Origin of the sequence: Synechococcus sp. A10-1-5-1 (genome assembly GCF_023115425.1) — a bacterium.
GTDB lineage: Bacteria > Cyanobacteriota > Cyanobacteriia > PCC-6307 > Cyanobiaceae > Vulcanococcus.
Genome location: NZ_CP096032.1, coordinates 1,791,856 through 1,817,143, shown reverse-complemented (window position 1 = coordinate 1,817,143; position 25,288 = coordinate 1,791,856). Strand labels below are relative to the sequence as shown.

Annotated in this window: 28 protein-coding genes; 13 read left to right on the top strand and 15 right to left on the bottom strand. The window is 64.9% G+C overall.

Annotated features, from left to right (window positions below; all coding sequences use genetic code 11):
- Positions 1-2 precede the first annotated feature (2 nt).
- Together MY494_RS09735 and MY494_RS09730 are read left to right on the top strand one after the other, a co-directional pair.
- Entirely contained in the window at positions 3-1,151 is a 1,149-nt protein-coding gene (locus MY494_RS09735) for a cysteine desulfurase family protein (RefSeq protein WP_247910051.1), read from the top strand.
- Positions 1,152-1,225: 74 nt separating this feature from the next.
- Positions 1,226-1,996, top strand: a complete 771-nt coding sequence (locus MY494_RS09730; RefSeq protein ID WP_247910050.1) for a hypothetical protein — start codon at positions 1,226-1,228, stop codon at positions 1,994-1,996.
- Here MY494_RS09730 and rsmH read toward each other — a convergent pair whose 3' ends face one another.
- Positions 1,997-2,896: a 16S rRNA (cytosine(1402)-N(4))-methyltransferase RsmH gene (gene rsmH / locus MY494_RS09725; RefSeq protein WP_371820720.1), complete on the bottom strand. Its 900-nt coding sequence runs from the start codon at positions 2,894-2,896 to the stop codon at positions 1,997-1,999. It abuts the gene before it with no gap.
- 65 nt (positions 2,897-2,961) lie between these two features.
- On the opposite strand from rsmH, the gene MY494_RS09720 reads away from it, so the two are divergent.
- Positions 2,962-4,146 (top strand): NAD(P)H-quinone oxidoreductase subunit H, encoded by a 1,185-nt coding sequence (locus tag MY494_RS09720; RefSeq protein WP_247910049.1) that lies wholly within the window; start codon positions 2,962-2,964, stop codon positions 4,144-4,146.
- On the opposite strand, the gene MY494_RS09715 is transcribed toward MY494_RS09720, so the two are convergent.
- The gene (locus MY494_RS09715) at positions 4,143-4,649 is read right to left on the bottom strand and encodes a DUF6790 family protein (RefSeq protein ID WP_247910048.1); all 507 of its coding nucleotides are present in this window, start codon (positions 4,647-4,649) and stop codon (positions 4,143-4,145) included. The genes MY494_RS09720 and MY494_RS09715 overlap by 4 nt on opposite strands.
- A gap of 15 nt (positions 4,650-4,664) precedes the next feature.
- Here MY494_RS09715 and MY494_RS09710 point away from each other — a divergent pair, with 15 nt between their 5' ends.
- Positions 4,665-5,129, top strand: coding sequence for a DUF2752 domain-containing protein (locus MY494_RS09710; protein ID WP_371820592.1), 465 nt, complete (start codon positions 4,665-4,667; stop codon positions 5,127-5,129).
- Here MY494_RS09710 and MY494_RS09705 read toward each other — a convergent pair.
- Entirely contained in the window at positions 5,122-5,805 is a 684-nt protein-coding gene (locus MY494_RS09705; protein ID WP_247910047.1) for a hypothetical protein, read from the bottom strand. The genes MY494_RS09710 and MY494_RS09705 overlap by 8 nt on opposite strands.
- A gap of 60 nt (positions 5,806-5,865) precedes the next feature.
- Here MY494_RS09705 and MY494_RS09700 point away from each other — a divergent pair, with 60 nt between their 5' ends.
- Positions 5,866-6,315 (top strand): thioesterase family protein, encoded by a 450-nt coding sequence (locus tag MY494_RS09700; RefSeq protein ID WP_247910046.1) that lies wholly within the window; start codon positions 5,866-5,868, stop codon positions 6,313-6,315.
- Positions 6,316-6,481: 166 nt separating this feature from the next.
- Here the strand turns inward: MY494_RS09700 and MY494_RS09695 are convergent, their stop codons facing one another.
- The 4 genes from MY494_RS09695 to menA are packed head-to-tail and all read right to left on the bottom strand — an operon-like array spanning position 6,482 to position 9,840.
- Complete coding sequence (locus MY494_RS09695; protein ID WP_247910045.1) at positions 6,482-6,748, bottom strand: TM2 domain-containing protein; 267 nt, start codon at positions 6,746-6,748, stop codon at positions 6,482-6,484.
- Positions 6,749-6,794: 46 nt separating this feature from the next.
- Positions 6,795-8,027, bottom strand: coding sequence for an AMP-binding protein (locus tag MY494_RS09690; RefSeq protein WP_247910044.1), 1,233 nt, complete (start codon positions 8,025-8,027; stop codon positions 6,795-6,797).
- Complete coding sequence (locus MY494_RS09685) at positions 8,006-8,977, bottom strand: o-succinylbenzoate synthase (RefSeq protein ID WP_247910043.1); 972 nt, start codon at positions 8,975-8,977, stop codon at positions 8,006-8,008. The genes MY494_RS09690 and MY494_RS09685 overlap by 22 nt, the downstream gene beginning before the upstream one ends.
- Positions 8,977-9,840, bottom strand: a complete 864-nt coding sequence (menA, locus tag MY494_RS09680) for a 2-carboxy-1,4-naphthoquinone phytyltransferase (RefSeq protein ID WP_371820719.1) — start codon at positions 9,838-9,840, stop codon at positions 8,977-8,979. Before menA ends, MY494_RS09685 begins: the two co-directional genes overlap by 1 nt.
- A 122-nt stretch (positions 9,841-9,962) precedes the next feature.
- On the opposite strand from menA, the gene MY494_RS09675 reads away from it, so the two are divergent.
- Both MY494_RS09675 and MY494_RS09670 read left to right on the top strand, forming a co-directional pair.
- Positions 9,963-11,387 (top strand): isochorismate synthase MenF, encoded by a 1,425-nt coding sequence (locus MY494_RS09675; RefSeq protein ID WP_247910042.1) that lies wholly within the window; start codon positions 9,963-9,965, stop codon positions 11,385-11,387.
- Positions 11,384-12,274, top strand: a complete 891-nt coding sequence (locus tag MY494_RS09670) for an ion transporter (protein WP_247910041.1) — start codon at positions 11,384-11,386, stop codon at positions 12,272-12,274. The genes MY494_RS09675 and MY494_RS09670 overlap by 4 nt, the downstream gene beginning before the upstream one ends.
- Here MY494_RS09670 and gshB read toward each other — a convergent pair.
- Together gshB and grxC are read right to left on the bottom strand one after the other, a co-directional pair.
- Complete coding sequence (gene gshB / locus MY494_RS09665) at positions 12,263-13,252, bottom strand: glutathione synthase (protein ID WP_371820718.1); 990 nt, start codon at positions 13,250-13,252, stop codon at positions 12,263-12,265. The genes MY494_RS09670 and gshB overlap by 12 nt on opposite strands.
- Complete coding sequence (grxC, locus tag MY494_RS09660) at positions 13,249-13,506, bottom strand: glutaredoxin 3 (protein ID WP_247910039.1); 258 nt, start codon at positions 13,504-13,506, stop codon at positions 13,249-13,251. Before grxC ends, gshB begins: the two co-directional genes overlap by 4 nt.
- Before the next feature lie 116 nt (positions 13,507-13,622).
- On the opposite strand from grxC, the gene prfB reads away from it, so the two are divergent.
- The 6 genes from prfB (at position 13,623) to MY494_RS09630 (ending at position 17,357) form a co-directional block, all read left to right on the top strand.
- Positions 13,623-14,751 (top strand): peptide chain release factor 2 gene (gene prfB, locus MY494_RS09655; RefSeq protein WP_247910038.1). Its coding sequence is split into 2 segments (ribosomal slippage): positions 13,623-13,697 and positions 13,699-14,751, totalling 1,128 coding nucleotides; the frame shifts between segments, so codons are not numbered across the junction.
- Entirely contained in the window at positions 14,744-14,920 is a 177-nt protein-coding gene (locus MY494_RS09650; protein ID WP_247910037.1) for a DUF3285 domain-containing protein, read from the top strand. Before prfB ends, MY494_RS09650 begins: the two co-directional genes overlap by 8 nt.
- A gap of 4 nt (positions 14,921-14,924) precedes the next feature.
- Positions 14,925-15,488, top strand: a complete 564-nt coding sequence (gene ybeY, locus MY494_RS09645; protein WP_247910036.1) for an rRNA maturation RNase YbeY — start codon at positions 14,925-14,927, stop codon at positions 15,486-15,488.
- A gap of 36 nt (positions 15,489-15,524) precedes the next feature.
- Entirely contained in the window at positions 15,525-16,001 is a 477-nt protein-coding gene (locus MY494_RS09640) for a diacylglycerol kinase family protein (protein ID WP_247910035.1), read from the top strand.
- Positions 16,002-16,024: 23 nt separating this feature from the next.
- Positions 16,025-16,621 (top strand): aminodeoxychorismate/anthranilate synthase component II, encoded by a 597-nt coding sequence (locus tag MY494_RS09635; protein ID WP_247910034.1) that lies wholly within the window; start codon positions 16,025-16,027, stop codon positions 16,619-16,621.
- 25 nt (positions 16,622-16,646) lie between these two features.
- Positions 16,647-17,357: an MBL fold metallo-hydrolase gene (locus tag MY494_RS09630; protein ID WP_247910033.1), complete on the top strand. Its 711-nt coding sequence runs from the start codon at positions 16,647-16,649 to the stop codon at positions 17,355-17,357.
- Here the strand turns inward: MY494_RS09630 and MY494_RS09625 are convergent.
- The 6 genes from MY494_RS09625 to MY494_RS09600 all read right to left on the bottom strand — a co-directional run bounded on the left by MY494_RS09625 (position 17,354) and on the right by MY494_RS09600 (position 25,209).
- Positions 17,354-18,442, bottom strand: coding sequence for a histidinol-phosphate transaminase (locus MY494_RS09625; RefSeq protein WP_247910032.1), 1,089 nt, complete (start codon positions 18,440-18,442; stop codon positions 17,354-17,356). The two genes, MY494_RS09630 and MY494_RS09625, sit on opposite strands and share 4 nt — an antisense overlap.
- Positions 18,442-20,226 (bottom strand): arginine--tRNA ligase, encoded by a 1,785-nt coding sequence (gene argS / locus MY494_RS09620; RefSeq protein ID WP_247910031.1) that lies wholly within the window; start codon positions 20,224-20,226, stop codon positions 18,442-18,444. The genes MY494_RS09625 and argS overlap by 1 nt, the downstream gene beginning before the upstream one ends.
- 47 nt (positions 20,227-20,273) lie before the next feature.
- Positions 20,274-21,128, bottom strand: a complete 855-nt coding sequence (gene nadC, locus MY494_RS09615) for a carboxylating nicotinate-nucleotide diphosphorylase (protein ID WP_247910030.1) — start codon at positions 21,126-21,128, stop codon at positions 20,274-20,276.
- 52 nt (positions 21,129-21,180) lie between these two features.
- Complete coding sequence (gene mnmE / locus MY494_RS09610; protein WP_247910029.1) at positions 21,181-22,530, bottom strand: tRNA uridine-5-carboxymethylaminomethyl(34) synthesis GTPase MnmE; 1,350 nt, start codon at positions 22,528-22,530, stop codon at positions 21,181-21,183.
- A 25-nt stretch (positions 22,531-22,555) separates the two neighbouring features.
- Entirely contained in the window at positions 22,556-22,741 is a 186-nt protein-coding gene (locus MY494_RS09605; RefSeq protein WP_247910028.1) for a hypothetical protein, read from the bottom strand.
- 107 nt (positions 22,742-22,848) lie between these two features.
- Complete coding sequence (locus tag MY494_RS09600) at positions 22,849-25,209, bottom strand: bifunctional (p)ppGpp synthetase/guanosine-3',5'-bis(diphosphate) 3'-pyrophosphohydrolase (RefSeq protein WP_247910027.1); 2,361 nt, start codon at positions 25,207-25,209, stop codon at positions 22,849-22,851.
- Between the last annotated feature and the right edge of the window lie 79 nt (positions 25,210-25,288).

The window sequence follows — 25,288 nt, the reverse complement described above, 5'->3', positions numbered from 1 at the left end:
CCATGGGCTCCGGCGTCACCTACCTCGACTATCAATCCACCACCCCCTGCGATCCGGCGGTGGTGGAGGCGATGGCGCGCTGGTGGACCGAGGACTTCGCCAACCCCGCCAGTCGCCTGCATCGGCCTGGGCTCACCGCTGCCGCCGTGGTCCAGCAGTCCAGGGCCGCGATCGCCGGCAGCCTGGGCTTCGCCCCCGAGGAGCTGATCTTCTGCAGCGGAGCCAGCGAAGCCAACAACCTGGCGATCAAAGGTGTGGCGGAGGCGGAATTACAGCGCGGCGGAACCCGCCGGCGCCTGGTCTGCCTGGCAACCGAGCACCGGGCTGTCCTCGATCCCCTGCGCTACCTCGCGGGGCACGGCTTTGAGCTGATCTGCCTACCGCCCCAGGTCGATGGTCTGATCGACTTGCAACGGCTCGAGCAGGCCCTCAACCCGCAGACGCTTCTGGTGAGCGTCATGGCCGCCAACAATGAGATCGGCGTGCTTCAGCCGCTCGCGGCCATCGCTGAGCTCTGCCGCAGGCGCCAGGTCCTCTTCCACTGCGATGGGGCCCAAGCGGTCGGACACATCCCCCTGCAGGCACGCGAGCTCGGCATCGACCTGCTCAGCCTCAGCGGTCACAAGCTGTATGGCCCGAAAGGAATCGGGGCCCTGGCCATCGCCCCAGGAATTGAGCTGGCCCCCCAGCAACACGGGGGCAGCCAAGAGCGGGGGCTGCGGGCGGGCACCCTGCCGGTGCCCTTGATCGTCGGCCTGGCCAGAGCAGTGGAGCTGGCCGAGGCGGATCGAGAAAAGCGGGGCCAGCGGCTCGCTCAGCTCCGCGATGCCCTCTGGGAGCGTTGCCAAGCCCTGGGGGGAATCCAGCGCAACGGTGCCGCAGCCCCCTGCCTGCCCCACAACCTCAACATCAGCATCGAGGGAGTCGAGGGGAACGCCCTGCATCAAGGCCTACGCCGCAGCCTTGCGGTCAGCAGCGGCTCCGCCTGCGCCGCGGGCGAACCCTCCCACGTGCTCCAAGCCCTGGGCCGCAGTCGCCTGGAGGCGGCGGCCTCGGTGCGCTTCAGCCTGGGGCGCCCAAGCACCAGCACCGAGGTGGAGCGCGCCGGAGACGTCCTGGAGGAAACGCTCAAGACCCTGCGGCGGGCCTAGCACTTCGAAAGTTCAACATTTCTGGGCAGACGCTGTCGTGGTCGCTACTTTCCGGCCAAACACCTGCTTTTTCGATGGGATTGCCCACCCCAGGCACCAACAAGCTCTCCATCCTGCGAGCGATCGAGGATGGCTGGCAGGCCTTCTGCCGCGCCCCCTGGCCCTTTGTGCTCTTCCAGGTGCTGGTGCTGGTGATCATGGCCCCCTTCATCGGCCTGATCACCAGCGGCCTGCTTCACCTGGCCCTTGGTGCACCGGCCCTGGTGCACCCCGTCGCCACCAAGATCGGCCTGGTGGTGGGAATCATCGGCTACATCATCGTTGCCCTCTGGGCCGCCGTTGGTCTGACCCGCGGCGCCTGGACCAGCCTCGAAGGCCAGAAGCCCAGCTTCAGCAGCTTCACCCGCTGGGATAGCGATGCCAGCGGCCGCCTCTTCGGCTCCAGCCTGCTGCTGGTGATCGTGCTGGCCGTCGTGGGCGCCGTGGCCTGGGGCATCGGCTTTGGTCTCGGCAAAGTCAACACCGTCCTGTTCTGGATCCCGGTGATCGCCTTCGCCATCTTCAAGATCTGGCTGGTGGTCACCCAGCAGTTCCTGGTGCCGATGTCGCTCTATGGCGCCAAGCGTCCTGTGGAAACACTCCAGGCCGGCATCGATGGGGTGAACCCCAGCTGGTGGACCGTGCTCTGGTTCGTGATCGTCGAAAGCGTCGTCGCCGGCGTCGCCTACCTGTTCAACGCCGGTGGCCTGCTGGTGCTGGCTCCTGTGCTGATCTGCGTCAGCACCGCGGCCTATCGCCAGCTGTTCGGCAGCCAGGACCACACCGGGATCATGAGCAACAACTGATCAACTCAGATCGCGCCGCCTAGCGACGCGCCATTTGGCGGAACGGCTGCGAGGGTTGGAGCTCTGCTCCTCCTCTCCAGCCGTTTCTGGTTTTCGGGTCACCCGTTGCAGCCGCTCATCGCTGCTGAAGGCGGTCTTGACGCGGCGATCCTCGAGGGAGTGAAAGCTGATCACCCCCATCAGCCCGCCGGGGCTTAACCAATCGGGGGCCTGCTGCAACAGGCGATCCAGGACCCCCAGTTCATCGTTCACAGCAATCCGCAGGGCCTGAAAGGTGCGCGTCGCCGGGTGGATCCGTCCCCGGCGCGCCTTGGGGGCATAGCAACCCGCCACCAAGTAGGCCAGGGCATCGGTCCCAGCAAAGGGACCCTGTTCGCTCAGGTGCTCCTTGATCTTGCGGGCAATGCGCCGGGAGAGCCGCTCCTCGCCATAGGCGTAGATCAGGTCCGCCAGCTCCGTCTCATCCAGTCGCTCGATCAGCTCCGCCGCGGTCTCCCCGGCCTGGGGATTCATCCGCATGTCCAGGGGACCGTCCTGGCGAAAACTGAAGCCCCGCTCCGCCACATCCAACTGGGGGCTGCTGACGCCTAAATCCGCCATGACCGCCAGGGCCGGCTCCTCGGGCTGGTAGTCCGCGAAGTTGGTGGCGACGACCCTGACCCGATCACCAAAGGGCGCCAGGCGTTCCGCCGCCGCCTGCCGGGCGGTGGGGTCCTGGTCCAACCCCACCAAGCGCAGGCTGGGATGGGCCTCGAGCAACAGGGCGCTGTGGCCGCCGCCACCGAGGGTGCAATCGATCAGCAGACCACCACCCCGCTCCTGCAAAAGGGGTTCCAGCGCAGCGAAACTGGCCATCACCTGTGCTGCCAGCACAGGCACGTGGTCAAAGGCCTGAACCAGCGGAGGTGTAAGCAACGGGCCCTTCCTTCCTAAGATCCCGTCAGCGATCCCTATTCCTCGGCCCCATGACGCAGCTGGAAACGCGCACGGAGCCGATGGTGGTGAACTTCGGGCCCCACCACCCCTCGATGCACGGGGTGTTGCGGCTTGTGGTCACCCTGGACGGTGAGGACGTGGTGGATTGCGAGCCGGTCATCGGCTACCTCCACCGCGGCATGGAGAAGATCGCCGAGAACCGCACGAACGTGATGTTCGTGCCCTACGTCAGCCGCATGGATTACGCGGCGGGCATGTTCTACGAAGCCATCGTGGTCAACGCCCCGGAGCGCCTGGCCAATGTGCCGGTGCCGAGGCGCGCCAGCTACATCCGCGTGTTGATGCTCGAGCTCAACCGCATCGCCAACCACCTGCTCTGGCTTGGCCCCTTCCTGGCGGACGTGGGAGCCCAGACGCCGTTCTTCTACATCTTCCGCGAGCGGGAGATGATCTACGACCTCTGGGAAGCCGCCACCGGTCAACGGCTGATTAACAACAACTACTTCCGCATCGGTGGTGTCGCCGCGGACCTGCCCTACGGCTGGCTGGACAAGTGCCTGGACTTCTGCGATTGGTTCGGCCCGAAGATCGACGAATACGAAAAGCTGATCACCAACAACCCGATCTTCCGCAAGCGGATTGAGGGTCTCGGCACCATCAGCCGCGAACAAGCGATCAACTGGAGCCTCTCCGGCCCCATGCTGCGGGCGTCCGGGGTGCCCTGGGACCTGCGAAAGGTCGACCACTATGAGTGCTACGACGACTTCGACTGGGATGTGGCCTGGGAGAAGGAAGGCGACTGCTTCGCCCGCTACCGCGTCCGCATCGAGGAGATGCGCCAGTCGCTGAAGATCCTGCGCCAGGCCTGCCAGATGATCCCCGGCGGCCCCACCGAGAACCTCGAGGCGCGGCGCATGGCCGAGGGCAAGCGCAGCGAATTTGCCGGCTTCGACTATCAAATCGTCGCCAAGAAAGTGGCGCCCACCTTCAAGATCCCCAACGGCGAGCTTTACACCCGCCTGGAATCAGGCAAGGGGGAAATCGGGGTCTTCCTTCAGGGCAACAACGACGTGACGCCCTGGCGCTTCAAGATCCGTGCGGCCGACTTCACCAACCTGCAGATCCTTCCCCACATCCTCAAAGGGGCCAAGGTGGCAGACATCATGGCGATCCTGGGCTCGATCGACGTGATCATGGGCTCGGTTGACCGCTAACGAAATCGGTGGCGGGTTGATCGACTCAACGCGATCAGCACTACAACCAAAACGGGTGTGAGCAGGTCGGTATAGAGAGGACTTCCTGCGTTCGACGGTGCGCTGTTGTGATCCATGAACAGCGACACAACATGCCCGATGCCATCTGCAAAAAACCAGCTGCAGTAAGCGGTCATTGACGCCATTAAGTAAGCGCGTTGGCGCAGCACAAAACTGCTGAATCCCAAGATCCCCATCATGAGATTGGCGTAGGCCACCTCGTTTTGAAATGGACTATTGGGCCAGCCAATTTGCTCGGCAATGAAGGGGCCAAAGGCAATGTGGGCGATAAATCCATAGATGCCAGCAACACCCAACACCCAAAAAGCAATCCAAAGCAAGGACGCCTCTGCCCAGCGCCCGAGCTGCCACTGGCGACGGGTTTGAGCCAGAGCAATGATCAACGCCAAGGCCAGCGTCCAGACAGGAACATCGGCCAATAGAAATCTCACCAGTGCTTCCATCGGAACAGCGCAGCATTGGGGGCAAACTGTGGCAGCAATGTCTGTCTTGCCTACCCCCTGCGTCGATTTCTTCAACGGATTCAAAGCAGCGGCTATCTCCTGCCGGCTGGCCTCACCGGGTCCCTCTGGCTGAAGGGGCTGCACCCGGGCTTGCCGGGATGGAGCTGCCCCCTGCGGGCCCTCACTGGAATCCCCTGTCCGACCTGCTACCTGACCCGCGCCACCGCCGCGAGCTTGACCGGCAACCTGGATGGAGCGCTGGAGCTCCATGCCTTTGGGCCCGTGATGGCTGGGCTCTTAATCGGCTGGTCCGTGCTCTCCATCCGCCAGCGCCGCTTGCTGCCGCGAGGGATCCCGGCTTGGCCCCTCGGCGCGATGGCCTTGGCCCTGCTGGGCTACTGGCTGCTGCGACTCGGGGTGAGTCTTGGTGGGTGGCTAGGCCCAGGGCTTCTGCACTTTCCGCTGGCGCAGCTCAGCTAATTAAGCCCTTGTTGTAGGCCGCGTTCTGCAGATAGAAGGAACTGACGGGTAGCGCCAGTAGGGCACCAAAACCACAGGTGCAGATCGACACCAAGAGCACCAGCAAGGCGGCCAACACTTCAATGCCCAGGTAGCTGATTCCCTGAGGCGAGCGGAACAGGGCCTGAACCGAAGCAGCAAAGGCATCGGTCACGGTCAAGTTGGTATTAAAAATGCGATTCACATAGAGCGGGGTCACGAACAAGATCAAGACCCCGGGAAGCACACAGAAGAGAAACCCAACCAGAACGAGAAGCGTGAAGAGCACACCGGCCCAGAGATAGCGCCAGGGCCTCTCGAATAGCGCCGCAAATGCAGCCTGAACCGTGACTACCTCGCCGCGCTCGTAATAGAGCGCAGGAATTGCCGCGACCAGCACCGCCACCAAACTGGAGAGGACCGTGAAGGGGAATTGACCCAGCTGCCCCACCGCGATCGCCAAGACGGTGCCACCACCATTCGGGTCAGCACCGCTCAGGGTCGTCAGCACGAGGCTGATCACGAAGTACACCAGCATGCCGATCACACTGATCCCCGTAGCCGCAATCCAGGCCAGCAGGATTGCGGGAACGTGGGCCACAAAGGCCTCCCAGGCCCGATTAATGCTGGGTGATTCTGTGGCCAGCGCCGAAGCCATGTGATCCCTCAAACTGAAGCCATGGTGCAGACACCACCACGGGTTTGACTTCGGCTTGCAATGAATCCGAACAGCTGGTTGATGCTTTGCCGCAGCGTGCGTTTCGGTGAAACCGACGCGGCAGGAGTGATGCACTTCCAACAGCTCCTGCGTTGGTGCCATGAGGCCTATGAAGAAAGCCTCGAACGCTTTGGCCTGACCGCCGCCGAGATTTTTCCCACCCCCGGCTGCACACCCGAGATCGCCCTTCCGATCGTTCACTGCAGCGCCGATTTTCGCCGGCCCTTGATCTGCGGCTCACCGCTTGCCATCGGCCTGAAGCCCACGCGGCTGGATCCTGGCTGCTTTGAAGTCCGCTACAGCTTCAGCAGCGACGACCAGCTCGTCGCTGAGGGGCTCACTCGCCATGTGGCCATCCGCGCCGACGGACGGCAACGCTGTGAGTTACCACAAGGCATCAATCGTTGGCTGGAAGCCTCTGCCTTGCAAGGCGGGATTCAGCCCCTTTAGAGACCACTCCAAGACACCAAAACAGCGCAGCCAACTGCAGCGGGAGCAAACTGGCGAGAAGCGCGAAGGGATGAAATCCCTCAGTCGGAACCGTGGAGAACAGCCCCACACTGAGCAAGGCCGAGAGTGGCAAGATCCAGAGATGGGCTGATTTCACAACCAAACGTCAAAACCACTCTTTGCTGTTCTGCAGATAAGTCAATTCAAACTCTTGCGGTGTTTTCGTTAGATAAATGATTCCCTCAATGATTCCAATCACACCCATCACGAAGCCCGCAACGCCACAGGTCAAGACGGTGACAAGCAGCATGATCAAGCCAGCAGTGTTGTAGCCCAGCACAAATTTGTGCACGCCAAGTGAGCCCAAGAAGATCGCAAGCAAGCCCGCCGCGAGCTTTTTGTTGCTGGCTTCGGTGAGGTTGCTCTCAGCCATGGGTCCTCCCGCCATAGGCCGCTTCTAGCAAGTCAGGCTCGATCTGTCACGGCCGGGACGCAAGCCATTGCCGCCAACGCTGGCGCTCCCACTTGCCCATCGCGTTGCGCTCCAAGCCCTCACACAGCAGCCATTGGCGGGGCCGCTGGGGCGGGGGCAACTGCTCAGCCAGGTGCCGCAGGCTCCGCTCCAGGGCCGGCCAATCCTGCGGCTCGGCCGGCCGCACCAGGGCGAGCAAGCGGGCCCCCCAAAGGGGGTCGTCCTGGGGCAGCAGCAGCAACCCGTCGATCCCAATGGCCGCGTCTTTCAGCAGCCTGAGCAACGCCTGCTCCACCTGCTCGGGGAACACCGTCTCAGCGCCGCTTTGGATCGCCCCATCGCGCCGGCCCAGCAGCTGAAGCCCCCTGGCATCCAATCGAGCCAGATCACCACTGCTCCACCAGCCCTGTTGCAGCGGCAGGGGTTGCCAGACCTCCCCAGACCAGAGGGCCGCCGCCAGGCTGTCGCTGCGGATCTGCAACGCACCACTGCTGGGCTCCAGCCGCAACTCGGCATGGGGCAGAGGCTGACCGCAGCCGCTCTCCCCCGCCAGAAAAGCCTGCGGTGCCTGGGCTACCACCATCGCCCCGGTCTCCGTGCTCCCGTAGCAAGGGGCCAGGGGCAAGCCCTCCCGCCGGCAGGCCTCCGCCAAGGGCTGGGGCAACGCCGCGCCCCCCACCCAGATCAAGGCACAGCCCTGCAGCCAGGCAAGGCCGCGCGGATCCTCCAGCAACCGCTGCAGCTGGGTGGGCACCAGCGACACCAGCGCCTGCCGCTCGCCAGCCAAGGGTGCCTGCTGCGCCAGCAGGGCCGGTTCCCGCAGCCACTGCGGCGGCAGAAACCGCAACGGGACCTCCCACTGCTCAGCACGAACCAGGGGCATCAGGCCACTGATGTGATGCAGCGGCAGGGGGTTCAGCAGCTCACAGCCCCCTGGATCAATGCCGATGCCCTGAAGCCATTCGGCCGTGGCCCTGGCCGCTCGCTGCAGGTGAGCCATGGGCTGCAGGCACCAATGGCGCGCACCGGTGCTGCCGCCGGTCCCCAGAACCAAGGCCGGCCCCACGCCTTGCGGCAGCGCCGCCGCCAGCAGAGGCTCCAGCTGGGCTCTCTCCTGGGGCCTGACCACCGCTGTGGTCAGGCCTTCGCGCCAAAGCTGACGAAGCTGCTCGGCCAAGGCAGCGCGATCCCCCTGATCCAGCAGCACCTCGATCCCATTCATGCCGCTGCCGCCTCCCACACCTGCTGGGGATCCGCGCTGAACAATGGGCCCTCCGGCTGCCAGGCCGGCGCAAGGCCCGGGGCCACCGGCGTGGGCCCCAGGGCCTGCAGGCCCGCCAGGTGGTGCAGAAAACGCCGGCCGATCCCCGTCTCAAAGGCCGTACTGACCATCAAGCGGGGTACGCCCCGCTGCAACTGCTCCAGCAAAGGACGCGGGTCGGCCTCCGCCAAGGGCCGGTGCACCCGCCAACCGGGCCAGCTGGCATCAACACACTCCGGGCACTGCCGCAGGGATTCATCCAGGGCCACCGGAACCCGCTGCGCCAGGGCCTGCAGCCCCTCCAGATCGGCGGGATCCAGGGGCTGCTCCAGCCACTGCAAGCGCGACTCGCCCTGGAGACGCTCCGCCCAGCCTTGGGCCACCGAGCGATCCCAGGCGCCATTGGCATCGAGGCGAAGACTCCAGTTCGCTGGGAGCTGCTCCAGCAACCGCTCCAGCAGCACACGCTCCTTGGCATCGGCCTCAACGGCCACCTTCCACTTCACGCTCTTGGGCTCTGGCGAAGGGCACTGCAGCAGGGCCTCAAGCGCCGGCAGAACGGCCTGCCCGGCAGGCAACAGCTCCGCGGAGGCCGGGGCAGGCAGCCAGCCCTCGCCCCCCAGGCCATCGAGTTCAGCCAGGGCCATGCCCAAGCCACAGGCCAAGGCGCTGGGCAGCGCGGGCAACTGGGCCTCCAGCGCAGAGCGCTCAACGGCTGCTGGAAGCTGAGCGAGAGCCTCCTGCAGCGGAGGTCGTTCTGGCGCTGCCGTCCGCCAAGCCGCGGGCAAGTCGGCCACCTCCCCCCACCCCAACCGTCCGTCTGGGACCTCTAGGCGCAGCAGCCAACCGCGACGTTCGAGCCAGCGCCCTTGGGCACTGACCAGGGCACTGGGCAGCCGGAAGGAATAGGGCCGCCAGCGCAGCTCCATCAGCCCAGCAACGGCCCCAGGGCCAAACCAAGGGCGAGGCCCAAACCATTCAGGGCCTGGAAGCGCAAGGCTAAAAATTTGCTGCCGGCAATGCGCTCGGGTTCGCGGTGATGCTCCCGCAGCAGTCGAATCAAGGCCTGGGCCGCAGGCAAACCGGCCACCCCCAACAGAGCGGTCAAGGGCCAGTGGCCCACCAGGACCGGGCCCCACTCAAAGGCCAGACAACCCGCCACAAACCAGGGCACCAGAGCCGCCGCTCGAGCGGTCCCTAGCCGCACCACCGGCGAGCGCTTGCCGTGGGCGGCGTCCTCCTTGACCTGATGGAAGTGGGAGCAGAACAGCACCAAGGTCGTGGCCAGGGCGGGGCCACTCCCCAGCTCCAGGGCCGCACGCCAGGGCACCGCAGTCGCCCCTTCGGGGGCGAGGGCCATCAAGCCAGCGGCCGTCGCCAAGGGGCCAAAGGCCAACCAGCAGAGCGGCTCCCCAAGACCGCGATAACCGAGGCGAAACGGAGGACCTTGGTACAGGTAACCCAAGCCGCAGCAGGCCAGCACCAGGGCCAGGACAGCGCCCTGGCTACGCACGGCCACCAGGGCCATCAAGAGCAGGCCCACCAACAGCGCGCCATTGGCGAGAAGTGACACCCGATCCCGCCGTCCGGTGAGGTTCACCAGGGAGTGGGGCTTTCCGGTGGCATCAACCCCGGTGTCCGCATCAAAGACGTCATTGGCCAGGTTCTCCCAAGCCAGCAGCAGCACGGCCGCCAACAAGAACAGAAACAGCTGATCCAGCCGCACCGGGAGCTCCTGCTGCCGGCGCCAACCAGCCGCCAGGAGCACTGGCATCACGGCCACGGCGTACATCGGCCACTTGATCGCAGCCTTCCAGAGGCGACTGCGCTCAGCAGCAGGGGCATGAAGGCTTGCGACGACCTGAGGCTCGTCAGCGGGCAGAGGCAACTCGAGGTGCGGGAAGGCCCATACATTTGAGCAGCCGCATCGGCCCGTTTCGGTTGCAGGCCCCCACCAGCGTCACAACCAGCTTCAGCGATCTGCTGACCGCCGCCCAGGCAGGCGAGCGCCAGCTCGAGGGAGAAGGCGTGCTCAGCCTGGCCATGGCGATTCCAAGCCGGGATCCCATGGCCCTGCTCAGCCACCTGAAGGAGGGGGAACGGTTCCGCTTCCTCTGGGACAGCGCCCCCGGGCTCTGCCTCGCCGCAAGCGGGCGCTGCAACAGCCTTGAACTCAGCGGTCCCCGGCGCTTCGAACTGGCCCAGCGCTTCAGTGCCGTCAGCCTCAATCGCCTGGCCGCCCCGCAAAGCTGCCCGCCCCTGGCGCGTCCACGGGTGCTGCTGGCCTTCTCTTTTTTCGACAGCCCGCTGCATGAAGGAGAAGGGGTGCCGGGGGTGCAGGCGGTCTTGCCCCGCTGGCAGCTGAGCAAACAGGGACGCCACTGCTGGCTGCGGCTGCAGCGCAACCTCGGCGGGGACATCAGCGCCCGCAGCGTTGCCGAAGAACTTTGGGAGCAGGCCGAGCGCCTCGGCGCATTGCCCTCCGATCCCAGCGCGGATCAAGGCCATGCTCCAGGGCCGGCCATCGCCAGCCGCTCCTCCTGGCAGGAGGGCTACCGCTCTGTGGTGCAGCGCGGCGTGGAACTGGTGGAAGAGGGCCGACTACGCAAATTGGTCCTCGCGGTGCGGCAGCAGCTCCTGCTGGATCAACCCCTGGACCCCTTGCAGCTGCTGGCCCAACTGCGGCTGCGTCAACCCGGCAGCTGTCGCTTCCTCTGGCAGCAAGCAGGCGGTTCGGCCCTCCTAGGGGCCTCCCCGGAGCGACTACTGACGGTGCGGCAGGGGCAACTGCGCAGCGACGCCCTCGCAGGCACCGCACCGGTTGGACCGACTGCTGAGCGACTCACCCGCTCCGACAAGGACCGCCGCGAACACGAGTTAGTGGTCGAAGCGATCACGGACGTGCTCCGCGCGGCAGGCCTGAAGACCCGCAGACCCCGTCATCCGCGACTCGCCAGGCACGGTCAACTGCTCCATCTGCACACCCCCATCAGCGCCGCACTCGAGGATCAGCAACCGCTCTCGCTCGCGGCTGCCCTGCATCCCACCCCGGCGGTAGCAGGCCTGCCCTGCCGCGAAGCCATGGCCGCCCTGCGGAGCCTGGAACCCTTCGAGCGGGGGTACTACGCCGCGCCCATCGGCTGGATCGACAGCGAAGGGGATACGGAGCTGCGCGTCGCCATCCGCAGCGGCAGCCTCCAGGGCCGCCGGCTCGAGCTCACCGCTGGTGCTGGCTTGGTGCGCGGATCAACGGTCGAGCGGGAGCTAGCGGAAGTCGCCCTGAAGCTGGGGGTGCTGCAACAGCAACTCGATCTCCCCCACAGCGAGAGCCTCAGGTGATTCAGCCGGGAGCGGGCCTGGGCACCGGCACGGTCCTGCTGGCCCTCTGTGTGCCAGTCGCCCTTGGCCTGCGCCAATGGCTCGGCAAGACCCGACTCGAGCGGGTGATCTTCGAGTCCGACACCCCCGCCGGGAAGGCCTTCGACCTTGGCCTACTGAGCGCCATTGCCTTGAGCGTGCTGCTGGTGGCCCTCGAAAGCGATGCCCGCCTCGGCGAGCAGTTCGCCCCGTGGTTTACAGGCGCTGAATGGGTCTTCTCCACCCTGTTCAGCCTGGAGTATCTGCTGCGCCTGCTCTGCAGTCGCACACCCCTGCGTTATGCCCGCAGCTTCTTTGGCCTGGTGGATCTGCTCTCCAGCATTCCTCCCCTGCTCACCCTCGGGATGCCCCAGGGGCAGTCGTTCCTGATCATCCGGGTGCTGCGCCTCCTGCGGGTGTTCCGGATCCTGAAGCTGGGGTCCTACCTCAACGAGGCCGAACAGCTGCGCCAAGCCCTGGTGCAGAGCCGCCGCAAGATCACGGTGTTCCTGCTGACGATCGTGGCCCTCGTGGTGCTGATTGGCACCTTGATGTATGTGATCGAAGGCCCGGAAAGCGGCTTCCGCAGCATCCCGATTGGCATCTACTGGGCCGTGGTGACGATCACAACCGTGGGCTACGGCGATGTCGCTCCCGTCACCCCCCTCGGCCGCCTGGTGGCCTCACTCGTGATGCTGCTTGGCTACAGCATCATTGCTGTCCCCACGGGCATCGTCGGGGCCAAAGTCCAGCAGATGCAGCGGCTTCAACCAACCCTGGTGCAGCGCACCTGCGGGAATTGCCAGGCCAAAACCCACCGAACCGAAGCCCAGTTCTGCGACAACTGCGGCGAAGCCCTACCCGGCTAGGAGCCGCTCCATGGCCTGATCGGCCAGGGGGATGCCGCTCAGACGCTCCACCTCGCGCACGCCGGTGGGACTGGTGACATTGATCTCGCTCAAGCGACCATCGATGACATCGATGCCCACAAAGAACAGACCCTCGGCGCGCAGGGCTGAGGTCAACTCAGCGCAGATCTCACGCTCCCGCTCGCTCAGCTCGGTGGCCTGGGGCGAGCCACCCACCGCCAGGTTGCTGCGGAACTCACCAGCAGCTGGCATCCGATTCACCGCACCCAGGGGCTCACCATCCACCAAGAGGATGCGCTTATCGCCGGCGGTCACCGCCGGGAGAAAGGCTTGCACCATCACCGGCAGGGTCTGTTGAGCTGTGACCAGCTCGAGCAAGGCCTTCAAACCAGGCGCGCCCCCATGGCTGCGAACAACCCCCTGGCCAGCGCGCCCACCGAGGGGCTTCAACACCACATCGCCATGGTCAGCGGCAAAGGCCGCCAGTTGCTCCACATCAGCACCCACCAGGCTGGGAGCCATCAGATGGCTCCAACGCAGGGCACCAAGTTTTTCGTTCCAAGCCCGCAGGGAGGCCGGGCGATTCAGAACCCGCACACCCTGGCGCTCCGCCAGATCCAGCAGATGGGTGGCATAGAGGTAGGCCTCATCCACCGGGGGATCCTTCCGCATCCAGACCAGCGGGAAGCTGCTCAGGGGGAGCCAGCGGGGCTCATCGGCTTCAAACCAACGTCCAGGAAGATCCCAACCGCTGGCGGTGGGTCGGATCTCAGCCAGACGAATCGGCTGGGCGTGGACGAAAGCGCTCTGGCCTTGAACGGAGAGCTGAGCCGGTGTGCAGACCCAGACCTGCTGACCAGCCCGCTGGGCCGCCTGCATCAGGGCAACACTGGAATCCTTGGTGGGACGCAGCCGAGCGATCGGATCGATCACAAACAGCTGCGAGGGCAAACCGCTAGTGAGAGCGCTCAAACTCAGGCTCCCAGCAGAGCATCGAGTTGACCACTGCGCTCCAAGGCATAGAGGTCATCACAACCACCCACGTGCTGACCGTCGATAAAGGTCTGGGGAACACTGGTGCGACCACCCGCCTTCTCGGACATCGCCTGGCGGGCCACCTGGTCTCCATCGATGGCGTACTCGGTGTAGGTCACCCCTTTGCGGTCCAGGAGGGCCTTGGCGCGGATGCAAAACGGACAGGCGCGCCAGGTGTAGATCTCAACCGTCGGCATCGCGCCACTTCTCAAGCGTGGAGAAATCCTAGGAGCGAGATTTGAGGGGCTTGGACGGGAAGCCGCCCTGCGCTCGAGCTGCACTGATACGGTCAAACCAAGTTCCTTCCTGCCCGGTGCTCGACCTCACCGACTTCAAGCGCGATCTCTCTGAGCTCACTGACCGCCTGGGCAATGCCCAGGACTGTCTTTGACGTCGCTGCACTGAACGCACGGCAACAGGACCTCGAGCAACTGGCCTCCCAGCCCGACTTCTGGGATGACCAGAAACAGGCGCAAGCCAAGATGCGCCAGCTGGACGAGGTGAAGGCTCAGCTCGAGCAGCTCGCCCAATGGCAGGGCGCCGTGGCCGACGCCGAAGCCACGGTTGAGATCTACGGCCTGGAACCCGACGAGGAGCTGCTCAGCGAATCGGATGCGGCCCTGAAGAAACTGCGGGCCGACCTGGACCGCTGGGAACTCGAGCGCCTGCTCAGCGGTACCTACGACAAAGAAGGGGCGGTCATCAGCATCAATGCCGGTGCCGGGGGCACCGACGCCCAGGACTGGGCGCTGATGCTGATGCGGATGTACACCCGCTGGGCCGAAGACCACGGCATGAAGGTGACCGTCGACGAACTCAGCGACGGGGAAGAGGCGGGCATCAAGAGCTGCACGATCGAAATCGAGGGTCGCTACGCCTACGGCTATCTCCGCAACGAGAAGGGCACCCACCGCCTGGTACGCATCTCCCCGTTCAACGCCAACGACAAGCGCCAAACCAGCTTTGCGGGCGTGGAGGTGATGCCGAAGATCGAGGAGGAGGTGAAGCTGGATATCCCCGAAAAAGACCTGGAGATCACCACCTCACGTTCAGGCGGCGCCGGCGGTCAGAACGTGAACAAGGTGGAAACCGCTGTACGGATCCTCCACATCCCTACGGGCTTGTTCGTGCGCTGCACCCAGGAGCGCTCCCAGCTCCAGAACAAGGAAAAGGCGATGGCCCTGCTGATGGCCAAGCTGCTGGTGATCGCCCAAGAGCAGCGGGCCGCCGAGATTGCCGACATCCGCGGCGACATCGTTGAAGCCGCCTGGGGCAACCAGATCCGCAACTACGTCTTCCACCCGTACCAAATGGTGAAAGACCTGCGCACCCAGCACGAAACCACCGATGTGCAAGGGGTCATGGACGGGGATCTCGATCCCTTCATCCAGAGCCTGCTGCATGCCGGCGTCGAAGTGGCCGGAGCCAGCAGCGATGACTGATCCTCAACAGCCCAAAGGCGAGAACCCCAGTTTCACAAAACTGGCGATGCGGAACATGGTGAGCAAGGGGAAGTTGAGCCTCTTCCACTTCGGATTGACCGCTCTGGGCTTCCTGGGCTTCATTGTCCTGGTGGCCTGGCTGGGCAAACCCCAACTGCCTGGAGCCTGAGGCGATGACGGCGGAACCGGATCTGGACTTGGCCTTTGAAGCCGCGGAGGACCTACCAGCAACCCTGGTTCAAGCCGCTGCTGACCTGTGTGATCCCGTTGCCGGGATTGAACCGTGGCATGGATTGATCAGCGGCTGGTTGGCCCAACTCAGCGCCGAACTTCCAGAGTCCCTGCAGGCGCCGGCCTACAGCCTCGGCCTAAGCCTGGTGTGCGATGACGAAATCGCCGCTCTCAACAGTGAGTGGCGCGACAAAGCAGGGGCGACGGACGTGCTGGCCTTCGCCGCGCAGGACGACGGCCTCGACGATGCCCCGGCCATTCCCATGCCCGACTTCGACGCGGATGAGGGACTGCTCGATGCCCTGGAGTTAGGCGACATCGTGATCTCAATCGAAACTGCTGCGCGTCAGGCGCCTGAACACCAGCACAGCCTTCGCGAAGAACTGCTGTTCCTCGCCACCCATGGCTTGTTGCACCTGTTGGGGTGGGACCACCCCGACGATGCGAGCCTCGAAGCGATGCTCCAGCGGCAGCAACTGCTTCTCGCTGGGACGGAGCAGCGGTAGTGTGCGGCCAAAGGCCTGCCCACCTCGCCTTTGCCCATGCTTCAACCCCAGGAACCGGATCCAACCTCCAGGCGCAGCCTCTATCAGGCGAGTGAGGTGGGAACTGGTGTTGGGAGCAAGGTGCGTCGACTCGGAGCCTGGCAAGTGGCGAGTGATCTGCCAGCCAGCTTTCGCTATGCCGCCCAGGGCCTGATCTACGGCTTCCGCAGCCAGCGCAACTTCCGCATCCATGTGGTCACCGGGGCCTGCGTCTTTGGCCTGGGTCTGTGGTTGCAACTGCCCTTGCCGCAACTGGCCGTCCTCGTCTTGACCGTGGCCGCCGTCTTGGTGCTGGAGCTCATCAACACCGCCACCGAAGCGGTCGTGGATCTGGCCATCGGCCGGCAGTTCCATCCCTTGGCGCGAATCGCCAAGGATTGCGCCGCTGCAGCTGTTCTGGTGGCCGCCCTGAGTTCCTTGGTGATTGCGGCGCTGCTGATGCTCCCCGCCCTCCTGGCCCGTCTGGGCGTTTGAATGGTGCCCTGGCTGCAGGGCTGATGCTTCTCGTTCTCGACAACTACGACAGCTTCACCTTCAACCTGGTGCAGTACCTGGGTGAACTGGCGGCCGACCATCCGATCACCGAAGACCTGCGGGTCGAGCGCAACGACGCCCTCAACTTGGAGGAGATCCGCGCACTGAAGCCTGACGCCATCTTGATTTCACCGGGCCCTGGCGATCCAGATCAATCCGGCGTCTGCCTCGAGGTCCTGCGGGAACTGAGCCCAACGGTCCCCACCTTGGGGGTCTGCCTGGGCCACCAATCCATCGCCCAGGTGTACGGCGGCAGGGTGATCCGGGCCAAGGAGCTGATGCATGGCAAGACCTCCCCAGTGCTGCACGAGGGAGCCGGGGTCTTCGCAGGCCTACCCAACCCCCTGACGGCTACCCGTTATCACAGCCTGATTGCCGAACGGGAATCGCTGCCGGACTGCCTGGAGATCACGGCTTGGCTCGAGGACGGAACGATCATGGGCCTACGCCACCGGGATCACCCACATCTGCAAGGGGTTCAGTTCCACCCGGAAAGCGTGCTCACCCAGAGCGGTCATCAGCTGCTGGGGAATTTCCTGGCCCAAGCGACAGCCGGCTAACGTTCGGCCCAACTCCAGCTGCTCCATGGCCCTGCCGATCCGCACCCTGGCTGCCGCAGCCGTTGCTCTTCCTTTGGCGGCTAGTGCCAGCACCGGTGTGACGATCACCAGCTACGGACACAGCGCCCTGCTAATCCAAGGAGGGGGAGCAAAGGTGCTGATCAACCCGTTCAAGGCCGTGGCCTGTGCTGCGGGACTGGCGGAACCACGGGTCAACGCCAACGTGATCCTGGCCAGCAGCCTGTTGCTGGATGAAGGGGCCCCGGTGGCGAGCGGCAAGTTTCTAAGCCAACCCGGTTCCTACCGCCTGGCCGGCCTCAAGATCGAAGGCATCTCAGCACCCCACGACCGCTTTGGTGGGCGTCGCTTTGGTCAATCCACCCTTTGGCGCTGGAGCCAAGGGGGCCTGAGCTTTGCCCACCTGGGCGGCACCGCCGCCCAGCTGAGTCCTGAGGACCGTGTGCTGCTGGGCAAGCCCGACGTGCTGATCGTCGGTGTCGGCGGCGGGGCCAAGGTCTATGACGGCGCGGAAGCTGCAGCAGTGGTGCGCGAGCTGGCGCCCAAACGGGTGATTCCGGTGCAGTACGTCAGCGGCAAGACGCCGGCGAACTGCGATCAAAGCAGCGTTGAACCTTTCCTGGAGGCCATGAAGGGCACCAGCGTCAAACGGGTCGGCCGGGTGTTGAGCCTGCCGGGCAAGCTCGGCGAGGGCACCCAAATCGATGTGATGCGCTAAGACGCGAGTCCCTCCAGGGCGGCGTAGGCCGCCCAGAACTGCTGCATCTGCGCCGTGGTGCCCAGGCTGACCCGCAGCGAGCCATCAATCAACGGCTTGCCGGTCATCGCCCGCACCAAAATTCCGGCCTGACGCAGTCCCTGATCGATCCGCGCCGGATCACCCTTGGGCCACACCAGCAGGTAGTTCCCGCCATCGATGTGATGGCGAACTCCTGCGGCCCGGAGCTGCTGGGCCATCCAGGTTCTGGCCTGCAGGACCTCCTGGACATAGGCATCCACGTAGGCCTGATCCTTCAGGGCCGCGAAGGCTGCGGTCACCGCAAAACTGTTGATGTCGTAGGGCCCCGTGACCCGGCTGACACGATCCACGACGGCGGCGTGGCCCAAGGCAAAGCCGATGCGCAACCCCGCCAGGCCTGCGGTTTTAGCCAGCGAACGCAGGACCAGCAGATTCGGTGTGGCCGCGAAGTCGGCACTGGGAAGAACGCTGTCGCCGGTGAAGGCTTCGTAGAGCTCATCCACCACCACCAGCGTGGACGGCGCTTCGGCCGCGAGCTGAAGAATCACGTCCGGAGCCAGACGGGTCCCAGTGGGGTTGTTGGGATTGCAGATCAGGAGCAGGCGGGGCTTCAAGGCCTGCAGGCGCTCGCGAATCGTCTCCAGCGGGAAGTCAAAGACCTCACCCACATAGGGGACGGCCTCGATCACCATCCCCTGCATCTGGGCACAGGGTGTGTAGTAGCCAAAGGTTGGCGAGGTGGTGAGCAATGTCTCCCCGCGGTCGCCGTAGGCGTGAAAGACGGCGTGGATCGCCGCATCGACACCGTTGAACAGGCCGACCTGCTCCGGCTGGAGCGGCAGTCCCAGGTTGGCCACCACCGCTTCCCGCAGGCCGTCGTACTCGGGGTAGATGCCGATCTGGTCAGCGGGAATGGTCCGCAACGCTTCGACAACGCGGGGGCTTGGGCCAACCGTGTTCTCGTTGAAGTCGAGCCGCAGCAACGTCCGGCGTCCCTCCAGGGGAGCGCTATAGGCATGGAGGCTCTCCACTTCAGGGCGAGCCGGTGGCCACGCTTGCTCCATCACATCCGATCCAGCGTTGGGATGCCCAACAGACCCAGTCCCAGTTTGAGGGTGTCCGCGGTGAGACGGCAAAGGGCCAAACGGGACTGACGGGCTATCCCCTCGGATTTCAACACCGGCACCTGGTCGTAGAAGCGGTTGAACACCTGGGAGAGCTCAAACAGATAGGTGCAGAGACGATTGGGCAGCAACTCCTCCTCCACCTCGGCGATCACCGCATCGAACTTCAGCAGCTCCCGCACCAGGGCCCATTCCTGGGGCTCACTGAACTGAAGCGCCCCGCTGGCTGAGGCATCGAGGTCACCGCCCTTGCGGGCGATGCCGGCAATGCGGACCACGGCATAGAGCAAGTAGGGAGCCGTGTTGCCCTGCAGGGCCAGCATTCGATCAAAGCTGAACTGGTAGTTGGTGATCCGGTTCTGGCTGAGGTCGGCGTACTTCACCGCCGCCAGACCAACCGTGGTGGCCACATGCTCAATGAAGGCCTCGTCCTCGCTGCGGCCCTCCTCCTCCAGGCGGCGACGCAAGTCCGCATCGGAGCGCTCAACGGCCTCATCCAGAAGATCCCGCAGGCGCACCGTGTCCCCGGCTCGGGTTTTCAGTTTCTTGCCGTCTTCCCCTTGCACCAGTCCAAACGGCACGTGCTCCAGGCGAGCACCCTCTGGCAGCCAACCGGCCCGGCGGGCCACCTGGAACACCCCAGCGAAGTGATTCGCCTGGCCAGCATCGGTCACGTACACAACCCGGCGGGCGCCATCACCCTCCGGGACTGAACCAAAGCGGTAACGGATGGCCGCCAGGTCCGTGGTGGCGTAGTTGAAGCCGCCGTCACTCTTCTGGACGATCACCGGCAAGGGCTTGCCGTCCTTACCGCTCACCCCCTCAAGGAAGACGCAGCGGGCGCCGTCATCCACCACCAACAGGCCGGTGGCCTCCAGGTCGCGGACGACCCCTTCCAGATAGGGGTTGTAGAAGGATTCCCCCCGTTCGCTCAGGCGAATGTCGAGGCGGTCGTAGATCTTTTGGAACTCGCGGCGGCTCTGGTCACAGAGCAGACCCCAGGCCTTCAGGGAGACCGGATCGCCGCCCTGGAGCTTCACCACCTCCTCCCGAGAGGTGGTCTGGAACGCCTCGTCCTCATCGAAGCGTTTTTTGGCCTCGCGGTAGAAGGCCACCAGGTCCCCCAGATCCACCGCATCCGCGGTTTCCAGCGCTTCTGGCGCCACCTGCTTGAGGTGGGTGATCAGCATCCCGAACTGGGTGCCCCAATCCCCCACGTGGTTCAGCCGCAGGACCGGATGTCCGCGGAACTCCAGGACACGGGCCAGGGAGTCGCCAATGATCGTGGAGCGCAGGTGCCCCACGTGCATCTCCTTGGCGATGTTGGGGCTGGAGAAGTCCACCACCACCGGCGAGGCCTGCTCCACGGCGGGAACTCCCAGGCGGGCATCCCCCAAGCGCTGCTGCACCTCCGCCGCCAAACGCTCGGGTTGCAGGGTGATGTTGATGAAACCAGGTCCCGCAATCTGCGGCTCCTGGCAGAGGTCCATAAAGCCCGCGTCCGCCTTGAGTTGCTCCACCACCGCCTCGGCGATCTTGCGGGGTGGCTGGCCCAAGGGCTTGGCTAGGGGCAAAGCGCCATTGGCCTGGAAATCCCCAAATTCGGGCTTACTGGCCGGCGCCAGTTGGGGATCAAAGGCCTGCCCCGCCGCTGCCGCCTCGGGAAACGCCCGTTGCATCGCATCCCGCAGCTGGTTCTCCAGGGATTGGGCGATGCGAAGCATGGAGATGCGGAGGAGATCTTCAGATCATCCCTCTCCGCGGGAATGGCTCAGCTGGAGAAGCGCATGCTCAGGTCCAGCCAGCTGCTGCGGGTCACCGGTGCGCTGGTGGAAATCAGATCAATCCCCGTAGCCCCATAAGCACGCAGCTGATCCGGCTGGACGCCGGAGGCCTCGAGCACCACCGGCCGTGGGCTTAGGGCCCGCAACTGGGGGACAAGCTCCCGCAGGGCCTCTGGGCTGAACTCATCGAGCAACACCCCATCGGCTCCCGCCTCAATCGCCGCCTGGGCCTCAGCCGCGGTCTCCGCTTCCACGATCACGCGAGCCGGCCAGGGGGCTCCAACGCGAACAGCGGTGATTGCCGCGGCCACCCCACCGGCCCAGGCCAGATGGTTTTCCTTGAGCATCGCCGCATCGTCCAGGCCGAGGCGATGGTTCACGCCACCGCCGCAGCGCACGGCGTACTTCTCCAGCACGCGCAGCCCCGGGGTGGTCTTGCGGGTGTCCGCCAAGCGGACCCCGCTGCCCTCCAGTTCGGCCACCAGGCGGGCCGTCTCCGTGGCAATCCCCGAGAGGCGCATCGCCAGGTTCAGGGCCGTGCGCTCGGCCGCCACCAAGGCCGGCGCCTCGGCCTCCAGGTTCACCAGGCGTTGCCCCGGGCTGACCGCATCCCCGTCCGCCACCAACCGCTCCACGCTGGCGGTCGAATCGAGCTCGCGAAACACAAACTCCAGCAATGGACCGCCGCAGAACACGCCATCGGCCTTGCTGATCCAGTGGGCCCGGCAGCGACCGGAGGCCAAAGCAGGGGCGCTGAGGTCGCCGCGGCCGATGTCCTCTTGCAGCCAATCGCGCAGCTGCTGCTGAAGGGCTGGCGTCAGGGGAAGCGAGGCGGCGCTCATCTGAACTCAGCGTGATGAAGGACCCAGGGGCAGCTTGCCGGAACCCTGAGCCCTATTTGCCAATGCAGAAGCGCGAGAAGATCCGATCCAGGACCGCCTCGGTGACCTCCGCTCCGGTGATTTCCCCAAGCGAGCGCACGGCACCCCGCAAGTCAATCGTCCAGAAGTCCCAGGGCAACTGCTGCTCACCGGCTTCCAGGGTGCGCTGCAAGCTCGCCGCTGCTGACAAAGCCAGATCCAGCTGCCGCTGATTCAGGGCCACCCGCAGCCCCTGCTCACCGCCATGGCCGCAACGCTGCAGCAAGCGATCGACGAGGGCCTCATGACCGGCACCGGTCAGGGCACTGATGCAGACATCGGCATCGGCGGGAGGTCCAGCCGCCGGCTGATCCGCCTTGTTGGCCACCACCAAATGGGGGATACCGGGAGGCAGTGAATCCAGCAGAGCCTGGTCCTCCGCCAACCAACCCTGAACCAGGTCAAACAACAGCAGCACCACGTCCGCAGCCTGCACCGCGCCACGGCTGCGTTCGATGCCGATCTGCTCAACGCGATCGTCGGTGTCGCGAATCCCAGCGGTATCCAGCAGGGTGAGCGGAACTCCCTTCAATACCAGCTCACTCTCCACTAGGTCGCGGGTGGTGCCGGGCAAGTCGGTCACGATGGCGCGATCGCAGCGGCTGAGCAAATTGAGCAGGCTGCTCTTGCCGACGTTGGGGCGGCCCACGATCGCCACCTTGAGCCCCTCCCGCAGGATCTGGCCGCGCTCGCCGTCGGCAACCAGTTCCAACAACTCAGCGCGGACTGCCTGCAATTCCGATGCCACCGCCTGGCCATCCAAGGGCGGCAGGTCGTCTTCAAAATCCACCCGGGCCTCTAACTCCGCCAGCTGATCCAGCAGGCGCAGCCGCAACGCACTAATCCGGCGTTCCAAGCCACCATCGAGGCCAGCCATTGCCAATTGGGCCGCCCGCCGGCTGCGGGCCGTGACCAACTCGCTGATCGCTTCAGCGCGGGTGAGATCCAGCCGGCCATTCAGGAAGGCCCTTTGGCTGAATTCACCGGGCAAGGCGCGCCGTGCACCCGCGGCCAGCACCAGCTCCAGCACGCGCTGCACAGAGATCAGACCCCCGTGACAATGCAGCTCGACGACGGTTTCGCGGGTGAAGCTGCGGGGAGCCCGCATCAACAGCAGCAAGGCTTCATCAACCCGCTCGCCGCTGCCGGGATCGCGCACATGGCCATAGAGCACGCGGTGGCTGTCCCAGACCTGCTTGCCGGGAGCCTCAAACAAGCGCTGCCCAATGACCTCAGCCTCAGGCCCAGAGATCCGGACGATCGAGACGCTGCCCTCGCCAGCGGCGACGGCGGTGGCGACGGCGGCGATCGTTTCGGAGGGCATGCCTCCAGTGTCTCGTTTCGCTGCCTCAGCTCGTGGAGAAGCCCGGGCAGACCATCAAGTCAATGTGGCTCCCGGGGGGATGGCGCCACTCGCGGAACTCCTCCATCAGGGCTTGATGGGCGAGCGGCTGGCGCTTATCGAGGGTCTCGAGGCGCTCCTGCACCAGATCCAGTGCGTCATCGATGAGCTGCGCCGCCTGTTCAGAGGTCATGGCAACCGGTTGATCCGTTGGCCTCTTGCTACAGAACCTCTTCAGCAGAAGCTGTAGCCCAGCTGACCAGCCAGGGGGTTGGTGTGCAGACCCAAACGCAGCAAGCCTCAACCGATGCCCGTGCGGGCAATGTCGAGCACATCCGCCATGGATCGGATCTGGTCCATGGTGGAGCTCAGCTGATCGGCGCTCTCCAACTCGACCTTCAAGTCGATGCGCGCTGGACGGCCAGGGTTCGTGCGCACCCGTGCATCACTGACGTTGATGCGGTGATCAGAGAGGCGGGTGAGGATGTCTTTAAGGACGCCTACCCGGTCCAACACCTCAATGCGCAGCTGCACCGGATAGCGGCGACGCTGAGAGTGACTGACCTGGGGATTCCACTGCACCGGCAGGCGGCGCTCCGCTGGCACCGAACCGAGGTTGGAACAGTCCTGCCGGTGAATGGTGATGCCGTGATTACCCAGGGCGACCGTGCCGACAATCGCCTCTCCGGGGAGTGCACTGCAACATCCGCCCAAGCGGTATTCGAGACCCTCGAGGCCCAGGATCGGGCTGGCATCGCCATGGCCCGTGAGGGGGGTTGCCGGACCTGAGGCCTGTTCTCCTTGCTGGGAGAGGTTGCTAGCCAGCTCTTCATCCGTGATGGACGGGGCCTCGGCCTCGGTGGCCAGGCGCAGCTCCTCCCGCAGACGGTTGAGAACCTGATGGAGCGTGACGCCCCCGAAACCGATGGCCGCGAGCAGGTCTTCGGTGCCAACCAGGTTGCAACGGCGAGCGACCTTCGCCATCGCCTCACCTTTGAGGAGAGCGTCGAAGCCATCACGGCCCAGCTCCCGCTCGAGCATGCCGGTGCCGCGCTGGATGTTCTCCTCGCGATGGCTCTTCTTGTACCACTGACGAATGCGATTGCGCGCCGTTGGCGTCGCCACGAAGTTGAGCCAGTCCAGGCTGGGGTGCGCCGTCTTCGAGGTCAGGATCTGAACGAAGTCGCCGTTTTGCAGCGGGGTTGCCAAGGGACAGAGGCGATCATTGATACGGGCGCCCTGGCAGTGGTTGCCCACCTCGGAGTGAATCCGATAGGCGAAGTCCACTGCGGTTGAACCATTGCGTAGGCCCACCACATCCCCTCCGGGGGTGAAGACAAACACCTCTTCATCAAAGAGGTCCTCTTTGATCGAGCGCAGGAAGTCACCGCTGTCCTCGCCGACACCATCTTTTTGCCAATCCACCAGTTGCCGTAGCCAGTTGAAGCGCTCTGCATCGGCTCCGGTGGCGGCGGGGGACCCCCCCTCTTTGTATTTCCAGTGGGCGGCGATACCAAACTCCGCGACCCGGTGCATCTCAGCCGTGCGGATCTGCACTTCAATCGGGCGATGGCGACCGATCACCGCCGTGTGCAGGGACTGGTAGCCATTGGGCTTGGGCAGACCGATGTAGTCCTTGAAGCGCCCAGGGATCGGCCTGAAGGTGTCATGCACCACCGCTAGGGCGCGATAACAACTCTCCACGTTGGGACAGATGATCCGCAGCGCTGCCACGTCGTAGATCTCGTGGAAGGCCTTGCGCTGGCGCTGCATCTTGTTCCAGATGCCGTAGAGGTGCTTGGGCCGTCCACTGACCTCGCATTCACCCAAGCCGACGGAAGCCAACTTTCCACTGAGGATCTCGGCGGTGACGCCCAGGCGCTGTTCGCGGTCGCTGCGCTTGCTCGAGACCTGCTGCTGCACATCGCGGAAGGCCTCAGGCTCAAGGATCTTGAAGGCCAGGTCCTCCAACTCCCACTTGAAGCGACCGATACCCAGGCGGTTCGCCAAGGGGCCGTAAATCTCGCGGGTTTCCCGAGCAATGCGCTGCTGCTTCTCGGGCTTGAGCGCACCCAGGGTGCGCATGTTGTGCAGGCGATCGGCCAGCTTCACCAGCACGACGCGGATGTCACTGGCCATGGCCAAGAACATGCGGCGCAGGTTTTCGGCCTGGGCTTCGGTCTTGTTGGTGAAGTGAAAGCCCCCCAACTTGGTGACCCCCTCCACCAAGCCCCGGACCTCAGGGCCAAAGTGCTGCTCGATCTCCTCCGGAGTGACCTCGGTGTCCTCCACCACGTCGTGGAGGAACCCGGCAGCAATTACCCCCGCACTCGCGCCAATGTCGCGAAGCAAATCAGCAACCGCCACGGGATGGCAGATGTAGGGCTCGCCGCTGGCCCGCACCTGACCGTCATGGAGCTGAAACGCGAAATCGAATGCTGAGGCCAGCAGCGCCTCGGTGTCCGTCGGGCAACTTTCCCCGGCGCCAGGGGGCACATGCTCGATGCAGGTGTGCAGCCACGCCGGCAACTCGATGCCGTAATCCGCGGGACTCTGGATGCTCCGCCGTCCGAGGGCCGCTCCAGGGCCTTGGCATTCAGCAGAAGCCGCTGCCCCATCAGAGGCGGGTCGTTCTGCCGTGCCGGGCACCGCCTGGAGCATTGCGCTCTGCGATTTGCCCCATCGTATGCAGTGGCCCTCACAAACCGACCACAGGTGTGGGTTTGCCCTTGCCACACCT

Bases quoted from the DNA above. Each gene is read 5' to 3' on its own strand.
- MY494_RS09735 (WP_247910051.1), top strand. From the start codon at position 3: ATGGGCTCCGGCGTCACCTACCTCGACTATCAATCCACCACCCCCTGC.
- MY494_RS09730 (WP_247910050.1), top strand. From the start codon at position 1,226: ATGGGATTGCCCACCCCAGGCACCAACAAGCTCTCCATCCTGCGAGCG.
- MY494_RS09720 (WP_247910049.1), top strand. From the start codon at position 2,962: ATGACGCAGCTGGAAACGCGCACGGAGCCGATGGTGGTGAACTTCGGG.
- MY494_RS09715 (WP_247910048.1), bottom strand. From the start codon at position 4,649: ATGGAAGCACTGGTGAGATTTCTATTGGCCGATGTTCCTGTCTGGACG.
- MY494_RS09705 (WP_247910047.1), bottom strand. From the start codon at position 5,805: ATGGCTTCGGCGCTGGCCACAGAATCACCCAGCATTAATCGGGCCTGG.
- MY494_RS09700 (WP_247910046.1), top strand. From the start codon at position 5,866: ATGAATCCGAACAGCTGGTTGATGCTTTGCCGCAGCGTGCGTTTCGGT.
- MY494_RS09695 (WP_247910045.1), bottom strand. From the start codon at position 6,748: ATGGCTGAGAGCAACCTCACCGAAGCCAGCAACAAAAAGCTCGCGGCG.
- MY494_RS09685 (WP_247910043.1), bottom strand. From the start codon at position 8,977: ATGGAGCTGCGCTGGCGGCCCTATTCCTTCCGGCTGCCCAGTGCCCTG.
- menA (WP_371820719.1), bottom strand. From the start codon at position 9,840: ATGTACGCCGTGGCCGTGATGCCAGTGCTCCTGGCGGCTGGTTGGCGC.
- grxC (WP_247910039.1), bottom strand. From the start codon at position 13,506: ATGCCGACGGTTGAGATCTACACCTGGCGCGCCTGTCCGTTTTGCATC.
- MY494_RS09650 (WP_247910037.1), top strand. From the start codon at position 14,744: ATGACTGATCCTCAACAGCCCAAAGGCGAGAACCCCAGTTTCACAAAA.
- ybeY (WP_247910036.1), top strand. From the start codon at position 14,925: ATGACGGCGGAACCGGATCTGGACTTGGCCTTTGAAGCCGCGGAGGAC.
- MY494_RS09640 (WP_247910035.1), top strand. From the start codon at position 15,525: ATGCTTCAACCCCAGGAACCGGATCCAACCTCCAGGCGCAGCCTCTAT.
- MY494_RS09635 (WP_247910034.1), top strand. From the start codon at position 16,025: ATGCTTCTCGTTCTCGACAACTACGACAGCTTCACCTTCAACCTGGTG.
- MY494_RS09630 (WP_247910033.1), top strand. From the start codon at position 16,647: ATGGCCCTGCCGATCCGCACCCTGGCTGCCGCAGCCGTTGCTCTTCCT.
- MY494_RS09625 (WP_247910032.1), bottom strand. From the start codon at position 18,442: ATGGAGCAAGCGTGGCCACCGGCTCGCCCTGAAGTGGAGAGCCTCCAT.
- argS (WP_247910031.1), bottom strand. From the start codon at position 20,226: ATGCTTCGCATCGCCCAATCCCTGGAGAACCAGCTGCGGGATGCGATG.
- nadC (WP_247910030.1), bottom strand. From the start codon at position 21,128: ATGAGCGCCGCCTCGCTTCCCCTGACGCCAGCCCTTCAGCAGCAGCTG.
- mnmE (WP_247910029.1), bottom strand. From the start codon at position 22,530: ATGCCCTCCGAAACGATCGCCGCCGTCGCCACCGCCGTCGCCGCTGGC.
- MY494_RS09605 (WP_247910028.1), bottom strand. From the start codon at position 22,741: ATGACCTCTGAACAGGCGGCGCAGCTCATCGATGACGCACTGGATCTG.
- MY494_RS09600 (WP_247910027.1), bottom strand. From the start codon at position 25,209: ATGCTCCAGGCGGTGCCCGGCACGGCAGAACGACCCGCCTCTGATGGG.